The organism is Membranihabitans maritimus (assembly GCF_021729145.1).
Taxonomy (GTDB): domain Bacteria; phylum Bacteroidota; class Bacteroidia; order Chitinophagales; family Saprospiraceae; genus Membranihabitans; species Membranihabitans maritimus.
In genome coordinates this window covers 1-16,410 of the sequence record NZ_JAJSLW010000031.1, presented here as the reverse complement: position 1 = coordinate 16,410, position 16,410 = coordinate 1, and the positions used below count along the sequence as shown (strand labels likewise).

General features: G+C 37.5%; 10 protein-coding genes. 7 read left to right on the top strand and 3 right to left on the bottom strand.

What is annotated here, in order from left to right; all coding sequences use genetic code 11:
* Positions 1-118: 118 nt before the first annotated feature.
* Together LVD47_RS22285 and LVD47_RS22280 are read right to left on the bottom strand one after the other, a co-directional pair.
* Positions 119-1,312 (bottom strand): anhydro-N-acetylmuramic acid kinase, encoded by a 1,194-nt coding sequence (locus tag LVD47_RS22285; RefSeq protein WP_236980788.1) that lies wholly within the window; start codon positions 1,310-1,312, stop codon positions 119-121.
* 29 nt (positions 1,313-1,341) lie between these two features.
* A complete protein-coding gene (locus tag LVD47_RS22280; RefSeq protein ID WP_236980787.1) occupies positions 1,342-2,883 on the bottom strand; it encodes a hypothetical protein in 1,542 nt (513 codons plus the stop codon).
* A gap of 90 nt (positions 2,884-2,973) precedes the next feature.
* Here LVD47_RS22280 and LVD47_RS22275 point away from each other — a divergent pair, with 90 nt between their 5' ends.
* Entirely contained in the window at positions 2,974-4,791 is a 1,818-nt protein-coding gene (locus LVD47_RS22275; RefSeq protein ID WP_236980786.1) for an O-antigen ligase family protein, read from the top strand.
* A 10-nt stretch (positions 4,792-4,801) separates the two neighbouring features.
* On the opposite strand, the gene LVD47_RS22270 is transcribed toward LVD47_RS22275, so the two are convergent.
* The gene (locus LVD47_RS22270; RefSeq protein ID WP_236980785.1) at positions 4,802-5,509 is read right to left on the bottom strand and encodes a hypothetical protein; all 708 of its coding nucleotides are present in this window, start codon (positions 5,507-5,509) and stop codon (positions 4,802-4,804) included.
* A 418-nt stretch (positions 5,510-5,927) separates the two neighbouring features.
* Between LVD47_RS22270 and LVD47_RS22265 the strand changes: the two genes are divergently transcribed.
* The 6 genes from LVD47_RS22265 to LVD47_RS22240 all read left to right on the top strand — a co-directional run bounded on the left by LVD47_RS22265 (position 5,928) and on the right by LVD47_RS22240 (position 16,156).
* Complete coding sequence (locus LVD47_RS22265) at positions 5,928-7,730, top strand: DUF1800 domain-containing protein (protein ID WP_236980784.1); 1,803 nt, start codon at positions 5,928-5,930, stop codon at positions 7,728-7,730.
* A gap of 6 nt (positions 7,731-7,736) precedes the next feature.
* Positions 7,737-9,152, top strand: a complete 1,416-nt coding sequence (locus LVD47_RS22260) for a DUF1501 domain-containing protein (RefSeq protein ID WP_236980782.1) — start codon at positions 7,737-7,739, stop codon at positions 9,150-9,152.
* On the top strand, positions 9,149-9,904 hold the full coding sequence (locus LVD47_RS22255; RefSeq protein ID WP_236980781.1) for a T9SS type A sorting domain-containing protein: 756 nt from the start codon (positions 9,149-9,151) through the stop codon (positions 9,902-9,904). The genes LVD47_RS22260 and LVD47_RS22255 overlap by 4 nt, the downstream gene beginning before the upstream one ends.
* 193 nt (positions 9,905-10,097) lie before the next feature.
* Positions 10,098-10,505, top strand: coding sequence for a hypothetical protein (locus tag LVD47_RS22250; protein ID WP_236980779.1), 408 nt, complete (start codon positions 10,098-10,100; stop codon positions 10,503-10,505).
* Positions 10,506-10,734: 229 nt separating this feature from the next.
* A complete protein-coding gene (locus tag LVD47_RS22245) occupies positions 10,735-15,039 on the top strand; it encodes a CusA/CzcA family heavy metal efflux RND transporter (protein WP_236980777.1) in 4,305 nt (1,434 codons plus the stop codon).
* A 7-nt stretch (positions 15,040-15,046) separates the two neighbouring features.
* Entirely contained in the window at positions 15,047-16,156 is a 1,110-nt protein-coding gene (locus LVD47_RS22240) for an efflux RND transporter periplasmic adaptor subunit (protein ID WP_236980775.1), read from the top strand.
* Positions 16,157-16,410: the final 254 nt, after the last annotated feature.

Sequence of the window (16,410 nt, the reverse complement as noted above, 5' to 3'; positions counted from 1 at the left end):
CAATTTTTTCAAACCTGACAGCATCCAGATTGAGGGATCTGTCAGCGTTTGGACAATCCACGATATCATACTTTTATTAACGCTGTCAGATCCTATGGACGCTGACAGGTTAATACACTCATGGAAAACTCAACTTACCCATCGTTGTCTTCGGCATGTTTTCGCCAAAATATGGGTATGATTTGGGGTCACCAAACAACAATTCATTAGCCAAAACAGCAAAGAGGACCGCTTCCTTGGCATCTCCATCAACACCCAAAACCTTAGTGTTTTTAAATCCACTATTGGGAAACCGTAGCTTTAATTGGTCCATTAATAAAGGGTTATGAGCCCCACCGCCGCTTATAAAAATTTCGGTTCCCGGGTTTGCATAACCTTCTAAACCCTCAGTTATCGACAACACAGAGAAACGGTTCAATGTGGCCATTACATCCACAGGAATTATTGCATTAACACTCGATTGAATCTTGTCAAATAGATACTCTAGATTAAATAGCTCAGGTCCTGTCGTTTTGGGAAAATGTAAATCAAAAAAAGGATTTTCCATTAAGCTTTTCAACAGTTGTTCATTAACGACCCCGCTTTCCGCCACCTTAGCATCCCTATCGAATTCTTTGCCAAATACATATCGCATATATGCATCCATTAAAGTATTCCCCGGTCCTGTATCAGTACTAAATGGAAAGTCACTACTTATGCCTTCCAACTTTGGCAGATACGTAAAATTGGCGATACCCCCAATATTCAAAAGAATTCGATCGGTTACCTGATTTGAGAATAAACAAACATCTCCATACAGTGCCAATGGTGCACCTTCGCCACCTGCCGCTATGTGTTTCTGACGAAAATCACTGGCTGTAATTATTCCTGTATTTTGTGCAATAAAATCACCATCTCCTACCTGAAGAGTTATATTCCCATACGCCTTGTTTTCATGAAAATGTCCCGGGGCATGGTAAACCGTCTGGCCATGGCTGGCAATAATATCTATTAAATCAGAACTAAGTTGCCATTCCAGAATAGTATCGTTAATTATTTGGCTGTGTTTAGTCGCTACCAATTGATCTAAAAAGCATACGTCCTGAATACATGCATCTGGTTTGGCAAAAACCTTTCTAATCTCATCTCTGAATTTATCCTCATACTCAACCGTCTGGAAATTTATTATCTCCAAATCCGTTTCATAACCAGTACCCTTTACTTTGCACAATGCCAAATCCAATCCATCCAGTGAAGTACCGGACATTAACCCAAGAACATACTTATACTCTTTATCACCTATTTTTATGAGTTCGTTATAATTGTTTGCCATATAATACTTGTCTTAAACTCTATGAATATTCAATACCAGATTTGATCTCCATTCTCTCCAATTTTGAAAATACGAGCAAGATTCCTTCTATCCGACGGACTTTCCAGAAAGTAATATCCTTCGGAGGGCACATCCTGAAAAGTTAAATTCCCTTCTTTTGTACATTTCTTTTCCTCCAGTGTTTCCCATTCGCCATTTCTATTAATCAATAATAATTTATAGACAGCTCCTTCTTCTACCTGAGCCAATTCGCCGTGATTGATTTTTGGTACTGAAATATTGATCTTCTGATCATAATCCGGATTGGGGTATTCTATTTCACCCTCCGTTGTTACCAAAAAAGGAGGAGACGTAAAATGATGTGTTCCTCTTTCAAAATATCCTACCCTGTAAATAACATCAGTCCCCATATCACTGAATACTACCTCACTATCTATCACCTTTCCAAAATAGATTGGCATCCATCTTCCATAGTTCATGGCGTAAATAAGACCGTACCCTTTTTCCTTTTCTTTTCTACTTGCAGGTAAACTTACATTCGTGGTCCGGCAATGGTCACTCGTAGAATCATACCAATAATCGTTTTTCAAAAATGATAATGGAAAAACATCATTTCCTACCAACTCTAATATATCATCTGAATATTTCCCCTCCCTGTGAAAAGTTCTTCGAATCACTTTAGCCGGACGCTTGGTTTGGATCGCATGTCTCAGGGGAGCTGAAAATCTATTCTCCACAGGGTCATACACTACTTCAAAGGCGTGTTGCCCATTAACAGAGCCCCAAAAAGGTATTTCATCAACCGTCGTTGGAATACCGGAGGCCCGTAATTGATAATTAAATAAATTAGCTCCGTAATAACATGTCCCCTCATGAAAACAATATAGTTCACTCAAAGATGGGTACTTATTAAAAGACCTGGGACTAGGATTATAAGACCAAAATCCGGATAATTGCTCTGTTTCTATGATTCTTTGCTCTGCCTGATCAATTAAACGCGTTTGTTCAAGCGGTTCGTAAGGCAAATTCTTATCCAGCGTATCCAACGTCTCAGAAAGGATATCAAAGTAGTGTGACCTCCACTCCTCTGGATATTCATCGATTATTTTATAAGGCAAAACATACCTTAGAAAAATACTATCGGGAATATTCTTATTCCATTGATATCTACTTCTTGTATCAATTGCTAATCTGATTCTCTTGGATAAATCCAATCTCGATAATACTTCCAGGTCTGAAACCGTATCTTTTGTAATTTGCCAACCATTATTCAATAATTTCATTAAGCTCTCCTGGTCATTTACTTCCATCGTGTGGAATGAAAGAACATCTCCCAGCGGATTAACCCATCGAACCCGATTTGATCTTTTTGAAGGCATCTCGGCTTCCAGAAAATCAATGCTCTTCGAATAAATCTCATCACCTTCACTTTGAAATTCTTCTCTCAGGTTTTTCCAAATTGGACTTTTCGACTTTTTCTCTACTTCAGATTCTGCTTCTGACGTATTGCATGAGAACATTGAATAAAATGCACATAAAGCAAAGCTAAAAAAGAGAATTTTTTGAGGCATTATTATTTTTTTGAAAAGTTAATTCACAATATAAAAAACATTTGTTAATTTCGTAATGTGTATAAATACGAACCCTAAAATTAATTTTTTGTGTCAAGTCAAACCCAGGAATACATTTCAATTGGTATCTTAGGATTATTAATTGCACTACCAACCTTTTTCCCTTTACATCCCGGACAACCTTACCCCAACTGGTATGAGCCTTCCTTTCTTGTTTCAGTAATATTAATTTGCACAGGTTTAATTTTTTCTGTCATTAGTGGTTTCCTACGGAAAAAATTTATTGCTTTTAATCTTGCTGATGTATGCTTTATTATACTTACCACCTATATAGTAGCCAATACCTGGCTTCAGAACACTGTAACAAATTCTACCTGGGTAAATATTCTCTGGATTTTTTTACTATTCTTTGTAACTCGCATTTTAGGTGCCGGAATTACAAAAAAGAAGTTACCTCTCCTTTTTACAGCGATATTATTGGTAGGGGTATTTCAAGTTTTTTACGCTTTGTTTCAATCCAGTGGCAAAGTAAATAATTATAGTATGTTTAATCTAACCGGTAGTTTTTTTAACCCGGGACCACTCGGTGGATTCCTGGCTACTATTATGCCCATTTCTATGGGAATGATTCTAAATTCCAGGTTGGATAATTATAGCAACTTTAGAATAAACAATATCCTTGCGTGGTTATTCATAACTTTTGGGACTTTAGTTTTATTCTTTACGTTTTCCCGTGCTGGAATCATCGCTGCCTTATCAGGGACATTGTTAGTTATATGGCCCTATATAGAGAAAAGGATACCATTAAAAATATCTAAAAAAGGCCTTTACACTCTACTGTCTACTATTGCTATCTCTGCAATAATAGGGCTATACCTGCTAAAAAAGGATTCTGCAGACGGAAGACTTTTTGTTTGGAAAGTCTCATCGAGCTTGATAGGAGATGCTCCATTCTTTGGACATGGGTGGGGAAGTTTTGATGATAAATACAATTTATACCAAGCTCAATATTTTGATTCAGGACAAGGTAATTCAGATGAAAAATATCTTTCCATAAACGGGGTAAAATACCCATATAATGAAAGCATAAAATGGATTGTAGAAAATGGGGTAGTGGGTTTCGGTTTATTAATTCTATTCCTCGTTTTACTCTATTTATCCTTTCAGAAAGTACTTTTTTCTGAGCGAAACAACGCCCTTCAATTCAGATCAATTCTTGGAAGTCTGGTAGCTCTTTTTATTTTTTCTCAGTTTTCCTATCCCTCCGAATTAATATTTTTATCAGTTTTTGGTCCTGTTTTATTAGCACTGCTTGGCGTGGGTGAAACTATAAATCAGAAAACCCTCTTAAGAGGTAACGGAGTAATTCAGTACGGAATGGTTACACTTCTTCTTGCATCCGGTTTTTACCTCGGAAAATGGACAATTAATAATCGCAAATACGCAGGAAACTGGGAGAAGGCTTTTGCCGCATTTAATGAACAAAAGTATCATGAAGCAAACCAATTATACAGTAATTCTTACCATCAACTAAATGACGAAGCAAACTTTCTACAGCAATACGGTAAATCACTTTCTTTGTCCAGTCAATTTGACAAGAGTAATATAATAATGACAAGGGCCAAACTATATAGTTCAGACCCTGGAATCTACAATACTCTGGGATATAATTACTTCGAGCAAGGAAAATATCAGAAAGCGGAATTAGAACTCCTACAATCTATGTCAATTAGTCCTTATTCACTGTATCCCCAATATATATTATCCAAGTCATATTTTCGTTCAAATCAAACAGATAAAGCCGTCTATCGCGCTAAGATATTATTAAGCATAGAACCAAAAATTCATAATGATATGTCAAATTCCATAAGAGCTGAAATGACTTCATTCATCAATGAAAATAAATAACAATACCTGACTACTCGGACCGCTCGAATAAGACATTAATTTCATTGTAATATGGCCGGGTGATAGCTTCGAAACCAGAATCCGTACCAATTAACAACCATGCAGTACCAGTACTATCGGAAGTATACAAAAATGGTTCTTCATTTCCTCTTGATATTAGGTTGTATTCAAACTCTGAAGTTCCATTAGACATGTCTCCTACCACTATCATATCCTCTCCCTCATTAGCTTGATTCCCTTTATCAATATCCATTCGATAATAGTCACCCTCATCTTCGATCCTTCCGGGCTCCTCATCTACTACACCTGCCTTCAAATAAACACTGGTTGCAGGGCTTCCCCCTACCCCTACCGAACTATCTGCTGCATCAGATGCCAGGTTGATATCAAAATAAACTTCATATTCAGTATTCGGCTCCAAGCCACTGATTTGCTTTTTTATTAGCATGAAAAGGTCATCGCTGTGGTTACTTCCTGAAATCACCAGGGCACCATCAGTTGTATCGAGTGGCTCCGGTAATGTAGAATGACTAAAATCCAGTTCATAAAACTCTTCCTCTCCTACCGGATAATCAGCAAAATCACTTTCCCAGCCCTCAGTATCAGTATCGAAACTATATTCATATAATTTAAGGGGGTCGGGACCAAGATCCTTATCGTCACAAGAAATTAGAGTCGTTATAAAAATTGAAATAATTAACAAAATAGGTATTCTCATATTAAACATTTTACTCTAAGACGTATCAGGGAGAGGAATCGTTGGGTAGTTAATAATTTTTTAGAAAAATTTAAATCCTCTTTAATAAAACTATCCTTTCGATACACAAATTATTGAATTCCAAATTATTAAAACACCTACAAACCCAGGCTTCTACAAATACATTAATACCCTGACAAAGAGAACAGCTTCCAGACTATCAATGCTAATTCTGTTTTGACCGTCAAGAGAAAATCAACATTGTTTTAGTTCCAGATATGACAAATAAATCCAATGTTAAATCGCAAATAATCTAATACCGAACCACTTAAAAAAACGTTAATATATTCAAGGAGAAATAAACTATCATGCATTTTCTCCATCAAGAGTTCTGAAAGATCTGAATATATTTTACCAGAAAGCTTCAACTAAAGAGATCATGAAAAAGATAATACTCTATTTATTAATAATTTATGGCTCTACAATATTCGCCCAAACGAATTCAACCTACCTGGGGGCTGGAAATGATAATAATATCAAAGTGTACAGCAGCAGTAACTATACACCACCCGGACGCAATAATTCTGCTTCCGCAGAGAATACAATTAATGGAAGTGGTCTTGACGGACCAAGACAATCGGCAGCTCGTTTTCTTTCTCAGGCAACATTCGGGGCAAATGATGTAGATATAGATCTCGTACTCGAATCGGGATTTGGAAATTGGATTGATGAACAAATTGCTAAGCCTTCACCTTCTATGCTGAATACTCTACACTCAGTGTACCAACAAGGATATCAATTACATTTGGAAAATGGTGGTGAACCGGATGACTATTACGGTCCTTACTGGATCCATTTCCAATATGCTTTCTGGCAAAACAACATAATGAATCAGGATGCCCTGCGCCAAAAAGTCGCCTGGGCTTTGAGCCAAATATTTGTAATTTCTATTCAATCAGACCTCGAAGGCCGGGGTGAAGCATTAGCTAGCTTTTATGATGTTTTACTCAAGAATGCATTAGGCAATTTCGAAGATTTGCTGCAAGAGGTAACTCTTCATCCCGCAATGGGTTATTACCTCAGTCATTACAATAACCCAAAGGTCGACCCGGAAACCAATATTCATCCCGATGAAAATTACGCACGCGAGGTAATGCAACTTTTTACAATCGGATTGCATGAACTCAATGTTGATGGTACTGTAAAATACAATGGAGCGGGAAATCCAGTTCCTACCTACGACATGAATACCATTTCGGAAATGGCCAGGGTATTTACCGGCCTGGGACCGGGAGGATTAATGAGAACCAATGAGTGGGTGCAAGAGCCCTTTTTTGGATTGGATATTTATTTTAATGACCTCACGGTACCTATGACCATGTATGAAGAATACCATGACAATGGGGAAAAAGTCCTAATTGATGGAACAGTATTACCTGCCGGGCAAGGAGGAATAAAAGACATAAAAGAGGCCCTTCACACATTGTTTATGCATCCCAATACCGGTCCATTCATTACACGTAGGCTCATACAACACCTTGTGAAATCAAATCCAAGTCCTGCTTACATTGAGAGGATTTCCTCGGTTTTCAACAATAATGGGCAAGGTAAACGAGGAGATCTTGGTGCTGTGGTAAAAGCTATATTGCTTGACCCCGAAGCAAGAACTTGTGAATGGATCCAAGAACCATCACAGGGAAAATTGAGAGACCCTTTTGTACGCTATCTAAATGTCGTGCGTTCCATGGACCTAAACAATAGCAATGGCATTTTTTGGAACACAGGGTATGAATTTTGGAATTCTACAGGGCAGGTTCCGTTAGCTGCACCTTCTGTTTTCAACTTTTACTTACCCGATTATCAAACCAATGCATTCAAATCAAATGGAAATCTATACAGCCCTGTCTTTCAAATCCACAATACGAAAACCAGTCTTGATATGATCAATCAGGTCTATCAGTGGACTATGCACTGGAATTTACTGAGAGCCTGGGATCCAGTTGAACCAACGTTCCTGGATTATAATAATTGTGAGCCGCTTGCCAAAGATCCCGAAGTATTAATCAATAAATTGGATATTCTATTTACGCACGGCCAAATGGATCCTTTTACACGAAAAAATATCAGGGAAGCAATTGAAAAGATCCGAGGTAGTAACCTGGGAGCGGATTATTTAGAATATCGATCTGCTCTCGCCCTTTATCTCACGTTAATATCTCCTGACTTCACCATACTAAAATAACCCGAAATGGAAAGCAAATTACATTCTCACTCGCGTCGAAAATTCCTATCAAATATTGGTTGTGCCGCCTTGGGATACAGTACCCTATACTCTTCATTAATTAACCTGAAGGCACTCAATGCAGCTGCTATAGCCGATTCACAAACTCAACAATCCAATGATTATAAAGCATTAGTTTGTATACTTTTAGCAGGAGGCAATGACTCTTATAATATGCTTATCCCCTACCAAAATGATATTTATTCGGAATATGCCAAAACGCGTTCCAACCTTGCCATTCCCAAGTCTGAAATTTTACCTTTAACTTCCCCAATATCATCCATTGCAAACTATGGAATACATCCTGGGATGTCAGAATTACAGACTTTGTACAGAGAACAAGACCTGGCATTTGTAGCCAATGTTGGGACCCTTGTAGAACCAACATCCAAAGAACAATTTTACAGTAATTCACACCGACTTCCACTGGGTTTATTTTCGCACGCCGACCAAATACAACAATGGCAGACCGGTCTACCTCACGAACGATCTTCCATTGGTTGGGGCGCTCGAATTACTGAAATTATACAATCGATGAACCAAAATCAAAACATTTCTATGAACATATCCCTTTCGGGAACCAATGTATTCCAACAAGGAAATGGAATTTTTGAGTTTTCTATCGGGCGCGAAGGCGCTGCCGGTATTCATGGATTTAACGATACATGGCAATTAGAACAAATCCGAACGGCAGCGCTAACCAATTTAATGGAACATCAATATCAGGATATATTTAAAAAATCTTATATCAATACTATCAGTAATGCGCATTCGGCCAGTCAGGAATTTCAAAGTGCCTTAGAAAACGCCCATGAATTCAATACTCAGTTTGGCCAGTCAGATCTTTCCCAAAGTCTGAAAATGATTGCAAGAGTAATTTCAGTACAAGCTAATCTCGGATTCAACAGGCAAATCTTTTTCTTAAACTTTGGAGGCTGGGATCATCACGATGAAATACTGGAGGCCCAAGACTCCATGCTTCCAATTCTAAGTCGGGCCCTATTTGATTTCCGGGAAGCAATGAAAGAAATAAATCAAAACCAATCAGTGACCACTTTTTCCATTTCAGATTTTGGACGTACACTAACCTCTAATGGCAATGGAACAGATCATGCATGGGGTGGTAATACCATCGTATCCGGAGGAGCTGTAAAAGGAGGTAAAATATATGGTTTGTATCCGACCTTAGCACTGAAGAGTTCCCTTGACCTGGGGAATGGGGTTTTGGTGCCCACGACATCCGCAGATGAATACTTTACAGAGTTAGCACTATGGTACGGAGTTTCCAAATCGGATGCAATGACTATTTTTCCGAACCTGAAAAATTTCTATAATCCACAATCTGGTAATTCCCCCCTTGGCTTTTTAAATGAAACATTATGAAAGTATACCACTGTATAATAATTGTATTATTTCTTTCTCCCATCCACCTTTTGTCTCAATGTTATCCCGATAGACACAATACATCATGGTCTGACGCATGGATAAGTTGTGAAACACGTAAAAGCCCAAATCCCAACAGGGGCTTGTCACATTGGATATTATATGATCTGGGCAAAGTTTACCCACTCGGGATAATGCATATATGGAATCTCAATATTCCGGGGGAAGAAAATTCCGGGATTAAATCAATGGTAGTAGACTATCTCCTGGATGAAGAAAATTCCGAATGGCAAAATTTGGGTACTTTTGAAGTGGACAAAGGACCAGGATCAAGCATCTACGAAGGAAAGGAAGTAACCGATTGGGAAGGCGCTCAGGCACGGTACGTTTTATTAACATTTCCAGAAAACTACGGTGGAAATTGTACTGGTTTTAGTGAAATAAAATTTGACCTTCATGAAGCAGAGGTAATGACTCATATTACTCACGAAAAAGTTTCCGAATTAAGCGTACAGGCCTATCCAAATCCTTTCAAAAATAAATTTATCCTGACCATTCAAACAGATATCAGGGAAAATGTCAGGTATAAACTTGTAAATGTATTGGGACAGGTGTTGATTGACAAAAACGTACCTGTTCATGGCCTGGAACAAATTGAAATAAATACCGCTAAACTTCCGGCCGGGAATTATTTTATATTTGTAGAACAAGGAGAATCCAGCGTATCCCAATCGCTTATTTGTATACCCTAATGGAAACATATAAATGGAATAATCACAGCGTTACCATCAAAAACGATCATGACCCATCCTTTTTCACTATAGGTTTCAACGTAATATCTTATTTATACTTCCTATAAATTTTCCTTGACCAGAGTAAAATAACCGGAAATTAAAAAACAATAATTAAATTAGATTATTAGTGTTTTTATACCATTTTTTAGTCATGGTCAAAAGACTTAGAGATATATCATTTTTAATTGTTGGTCTTATTATATTGGTTCACAATATAACACCTCACCTACACCACGATGAAATATCAGAAGAACAACATCTGAAAGCACATTATGAAGCAAATAATGTATTGGATTGGATTTTGCTAAGTTTTCACAATAACCTGGAGAATGGACATCTGGAATGTTATTCCGAAATCGAAAATATTAACTTGAGTCCGAATTTGGATTTCATCATTCCTGTGGACTTCATGTTTGACTTTAATTATGTATCTATCATTCGTCCGGACAGTACCAAAGAAATTTCACGGAGTGATTTGTATCACTTTCCTGATATTTTCCGGCATTTCTATCATTCTTTGGCTATTTCGAACAGGCCTCCTCCCAGTAATTTTGGATAAGTTCCTCCAACGGTAATTTGAGTCTTTTTTCAATATTAGTCATCCTTCGCTTGAGAGAAATAGCAGAAGGAAGGCACTTTGAGCTTTATTGTTGAACTGGCAACAACAAGTTTTCTTACTGTTTAGAGAAGTTTGTTCCCAGGACTAAACAAGAATACCAATGGGCAATCAGGGACCACACATAACACTTAATGTAAATCTCATTTATACAAGAATAATAATTTAGGTCGTGTTTAATAAAATAATACAATTTTCCCTCAATAATAAATTGATCGTACTACTTTTAGTAGGCGGCTTAGTGGGAGCTGGAATTTTTTCTGCTTCAAAAATTCCTTTAGATGCAGTACCAGATATAACCAATAATCAGGTCCAAATCGTCAGTACTTCACCCACCCTTGCTCCACAAGAAATGGAGCAACTTATTACCTATCCGTTAGAAGCATCTTTGACCAATATTCCGGGCGTTATTGAAGTCAGGTCAATTTCCCGGTATGGATTGTCTGTTATCACTGCTGTCTTTGAAGAAGATATCCCAATAATGAAGGCCAGACAATTTGTTCGGGAACAGCTTAATATAGCATCAGAAGAATTGCCCCAGGGCTTGACCAATCCTGAATTGATGCCCATTACCACCGGTCTTGGAGAAATATATCAATATGTATTAACCGTTGACAAATCAAAAGCCCATTTGTACGATGCCATGGCTTTGAGAACGATGCAGGATTGGGTGATTAAGCGCCAACTCAATGGGACACCAGGTATAATTGAAGTAAGTAGTTTCGGAGGCTTTCTAAAACAATATGAAGTCTCATTACAACCTGAGCTATTACGTAGTTATGACCTTACCATTAGTGAAGTGATAAGTGCTGTCGAAAAAAACAATGAAAATAGTGGCGGCAGTTATATCGAAAACGGACCGCATTCCTTTTATATTCGTTCTGAAGGAAGAGTATCAACACTGGAAGAAATAAGCAAAATTTTTATAAAGGATAATTCCGGGGCTCCTGTTAGAATTTCGGATGTAGGGGAAGTAAGGATCGGAAACTCTAAAAGGTATGGTGCACTCACTATGGATGGCCAGGGAGAGGTAGTAGGTGGAATCACATTAATGTTAAAAGGAGCTAATTCCTCGGAAGTACTCACCAATGTTCAGGAAAGGATAAACTCTATTAGTCAAAATCTACCTGAGGGTGTAAGTATCTATCCATACCTGGACAGGTCCCGGTTAATAAGTAAAACTATTGATACAGTAAAAACGAATTTAATTGAAGGAGGATTAATCGTCATTTTCGTACTCCTATTATTACTAGGAAATTTACGGGCAGGATTGATTGTAGCTTCCGTTATTCCCCTTTCGATGTTGTTTGCTCTCACAATGATGAATTATTTTGGAATATCTGCAAATCTAATGTCTCTGGGCGCCATTGATTTTGGGATTGTGATTGATGGTGCCGTTATCATCGTAGAAAGTTTGCTACACACACTTACTCTTGGATATTTGGGCAAACGACTCAAGCAAAAAGAAATGGACTCAATTGTAGCAGAATCCACCTCAAAAATCTACCGTTCTGCTGCTTTTGGAGTTCTTATTATTTTAGTAGTATTTATACCCATTCTCACACTGGAAGGGGTAGAAGGTAAAACTTTTCAACCAATGGCCAAGACCGTGGGATTCGCTATCCTGGGATCTATGTTATTGTCGATAACTTATGTACCCGTAATGGCTTCTATTTTCCTGAGCAAAAAAGTAAAAGATAAAGTAACCTTCTCTGACAAGATTGTCAATTTTCTCAAAACTCTTTACAAACCATTTCTCACCTTTTCGTTGAAATATCCCTTGTCAATTATAATTATAAGTATTTCCCTGTTAGTTCTTGCCATGATCCAATTCGGTAGATTGGGTACTGAATTTGTTCCTACCCTCGAAGAAGGGGACATTGCAGTCCAGCAGTCTATAAAGCCAGGGAGTTCGTTACAGGAAAGTATCCGGACATCAACCATAGCGGAAAAAATTATCCTTCAGAATTTTCCAGAAGTACAACATGTCGTATCCAAAATCGGAACCGCAGAGGTACCTACTGACCCTATGGCCATCGAAGATGCGGATATTATGATTATTATGAAGGATAAAGAAGAATGGACTTCTGCTTCAAACAGGGAGGATCTTATGGCAAAAATGAAAGAAAAACTCTCACCCATCACCTGGGCTTCTTATGAATTCACACAACCAATCCAGCTTAGATTTAATGAATTAATGACTGGTTCCAAAGCGGATATATCTGTAAAAATCTATGGTGAAAATATTGGCACTCTTAAGGAGAAAGCCGACGAAGCTGCTCAAATTATTAAGAATATAAACGGAGCCGGGGATGTTAAAGTTGATCAAACAGAAGGTCTCCAACAATTGTCAATTCAATACGATCGAAATAAATTAGCACAATTTGGAATCAACATTAAGGATGTCAACCAAATAATCCGAACAGCATATGCCGGAGAAAAGGTGGGAAATGTATTTGAAGAAGAAAGGAAGTTTGACCTTATGGTAAGACTAACTCCGGAAAAAAGGCAGAAACTGGATCTTACACAACTAACCGTTAAGTCCAACCTTGGACTCCCTATTTCATTAAGTGAAGTAGCTACTGTAAAAACGATTGAAGGCCCCATGATGATTTCTCGGGAAAAAGCCCGAAGATTTATTAATATCGGTGTGAACGTAAGGGATAGAGACGTCGGAAGTTTAGTAGCAGATATTCAGAATCATTTAAAATCCAAACTTAATCTCCCCCCAAGCTATGAAATTCAATACGGTGGTCAATTTGAAAACCTGCAAAACGCTCGAAAGCGATTAATGGTAGCCCTGCCGATTGCTTTGGGTCTGATTTTATTGCTTCTATATTTTGCATTTGGTTCTATCATGGAAACGCTAATTATTTTTATGGCAGTACCTCTATCTGCCATTGGGGGAATATTCGCTCTGGCTATCAGGGGTATGCCTTTTAGTATTTCGTCCGGCGTAGGTTTTATTGCATTATTTGGAGTTTCTGTACTTAATGGAATTGTACTACTAAGCGCTATAAACCAATTGAAAAATGAAGAAAACCTTAATCTATTTGACATGATCAAGACAGCCTGCTTATCCCGCTTTCGCCCTGTATTAATGACTGCTCTGGTAGCTGCGTTGGGATTTCTTCCCATGGCAATATCCACCGGAAATGGTGCAGAGGTTCAAAGACCACTGGCCACAGTAGTTATAGGGGGATTAGCTACATCTACACTATTGACTTTAATGGTTCTACCAGCTATTTATTTTTTAGTAAAAAAGCGCAATTCAGTTGTATCAGCAAGCATCTTTATTCCTTTAGTACTTGGTGTTAGTAGTCTCAATGCACAAAATATTTCCTCTTACGAGGAGGCGCTTCCATATTTATTAAAAAACAATCCGACCATAAAAAATTCCCAACTTGAATGGCAGAAAGAAGAATTGGGTACCCATAAAATAGGAAATTGGTCGCCACTTTCCTTTCAATATCAGGGAGGACAAATAAATTACCCGGGGTATGACCATTTCCTGACTATAGAACAAGATATTTCTCCAATTTTTCAAAAAAATCTCAAAAATGCACGGCAAGAGGTAATTGAGTTCAATTCTGCTGCCCTAAAAGACGAAAGCAAACTGACAGCCATAAATTTAACAAAAGATCTAAAGCTACTTTTTAACGACTGGTACTACTGGAATAGCAAAGCAAAACTTCAGGATTCTATTCTATCGATTTTAACCCAAATAAAACCGGTAATCCAGATTAGGCTTGAAAATGGTGAAATCGATGGTGTAGAGTATGAACTTTTTCTTCAAGAAATCACTAGTGCGGAAAACAACCAGGAATTATTCGCATACTACGATAAGGAGGCGGAAAATAACATCAGGAATTTGCTTTTTATCCCGGATTCTATTTCAATGAACCCCAGAAAACTTGAATTGCTAGATGTAAAGGGAGAAATTTCACCCTTAATTGATACAATCAAAATAAACTCCTGGTATCAAAACCAGCATAGTGCGATTGGAGCCATGATTCTGGAAAATAAAATACAGGCTAAGATGCCCTCATTCCAATTAGGGTATTTCACACAATCCCTCGAAGCTGATCATAATTATCACGGTTTTCAATTAACAGTACAAATACCTATAGATAAGAGAATTGAAAATACCAATGTACAACAATTGAAAGTCCAACAAAATCAAATTCAAAATGAAAACCAAGCAAAAATAAATGAACTCAATCTAAAAACCAGTCAGTTGAAATCCTCCATCCACCAGCTCGAAAACATAATAGAAAGGTACGCACAAAATATGTCTTCAAGTCAAGATCGATTGCTGGAAAAGGTAAAACAAAAATATACAAACGGGGAAATAAACTTTCTGGAATTTAGCCAAATTCAAAGAAGGATATTTCAAAATCAAAATGAATATCTGGATCATACCCAAGTTTATAATGAAAAAGTCATCCTATTAAACTATCTGTCCATCTTAAACTAATAATAAAATGAAATCACTTACAAATATATTTATCCCCATTTTTGCATTTCTATTAAGTGCATGTAGTCAAGCTCCGAATTCCGAGCCATTAAATAATTCAGAATCATCCACACAATCCCAAAGCACATTATCCCTGGAAAAAGTATCCTCAAATGACCTCATAGAAATTGGCCCGTTACAAACCAAAACTATATCGAGAGAAATTCCTGCTACCGGAAGATTGTCTCTTCCACCAAGCGGGACTATTTTAGTCCATGCCAAAACTTCAGGATATATAAGTGACTTCCACCACTTACCAGGAGATTTTGTCAAAAAAGGTAAATTACTAGTGTCTATTAATCATCCTGGAATTATAGAAAAACAACGCATCTTCCTGGAAACTCTATCAGAATTGGACCTGGCATTTAAAGATTTTCAAAGGAAAGAAAACCTCCGAAATTCTAATGCCACATCCGAATTAGTTTATGAAAGAACAGAGGCTAAGAAAAATTTGCTACAAATAAGATACGAAGGGTTAAAGAATGAATTGGAAATTTGGGGGGTTGATGTTAATACTTTAGAAAAAACAAAAATATATCAACCAGAAATAGCCATAACGGCACCCCATTCAGGAATCATTGATGAAGTATACATAAATCCGGGGCAACTTGTCACGCCTGAAGATCCTACCTTTAGAATCGCTAATACAAAAGACCTTCATTTGGAGCTTCAGATCTTGTCGAAAAATACTCCATTTGTTAGCATAGGACAAAAAGTAACATTTACCATTCCCGGCGATACGACCAGGTATCAAGCCAAAGTCATAAAAATAAATCCTACGCTCAAGCCTGGAATTGAGACACTTTCTGTTCATGCCCATTTGGAAAAAGACCGGCATACAAAATTAATTCCCGGTTTATTTGTTAATGCTAATATACAAACAGAAAGTATGGAAGTGACAGGACTCCCTGAAGGAGCAGTAATTAAGGAGGGACAATCTTATTTTGTGTATGCCGTAGAAAATAAAAATCTTGTAAAAAAACCCCTGAAATCAGTGGAGAAAATAGGAGATATGGTAGTGTTCTCTCCTCTACCCTTTCAACAGTATATTACTAAAGGTGCTTATTATCTGGAATAACATTTAGAATTTTTTCTGAATTAGCCGGTTCTTACATTTCAGGAACCGGCTAAAACAAAAGAGTTTTTTTTAATATATTGCACCAAGAATAGCAAATATTCAATTCTCCACTTGGGGAATTTGCGAGTCAATGTTATATACTAATTCAACACACATAATCCGGGTTACTCCACCTTCACCATTCGTTTGGTAGCCGTATATTTATCCGTATCCAATTGATAATATAATACACCCGTAACCGGTAATTCCTGTGG

What these genes read in the sequence shown, in the direction of transcription:
- LVD47_RS22285 (WP_236980788.1), bottom strand. Translation starts at nt 1,312, where the DNA reads ATGGCAAACAATTATAACGAACTCATAAAAATAGGTGATAAAGAGTAT.
- LVD47_RS22280 (WP_236980787.1), bottom strand. Translation starts at nt 2,883, where the DNA reads ATGCCTCAAAAAATTCTCTTTTTTAGCTTTGCTTTATGTGCATTTTAT.
- LVD47_RS22270 (WP_236980785.1), bottom strand. Translation starts at nt 5,509, where the DNA reads ATGAGAATACCTATTTTGTTAATTATTTCAATTTTTATAACGACTCTA.
- LVD47_RS22265 (WP_236980784.1), top strand. Translation starts at nt 5,928, where the DNA reads ATGAAAAAGATAATACTCTATTTATTAATAATTTATGGCTCTACAATA.
- LVD47_RS22260 (WP_236980782.1), top strand. Translation starts at nt 7,737, where the DNA reads ATGGAAAGCAAATTACATTCTCACTCGCGTCGAAAATTCCTATCAAAT.
- LVD47_RS22255 (WP_236980781.1), top strand. Translation starts at nt 9,149, where the DNA reads ATGAAAGTATACCACTGTATAATAATTGTATTATTTCTTTCTCCCATC.
- LVD47_RS22250 (WP_236980779.1), top strand. Translation starts at nt 10,098, where the DNA reads ATGGTCAAAAGACTTAGAGATATATCATTTTTAATTGTTGGTCTTATT.
- LVD47_RS22240 (WP_236980775.1), top strand. Translation starts at nt 15,047, where the DNA reads ATGAAATCACTTACAAATATATTTATCCCCATTTTTGCATTTCTATTA.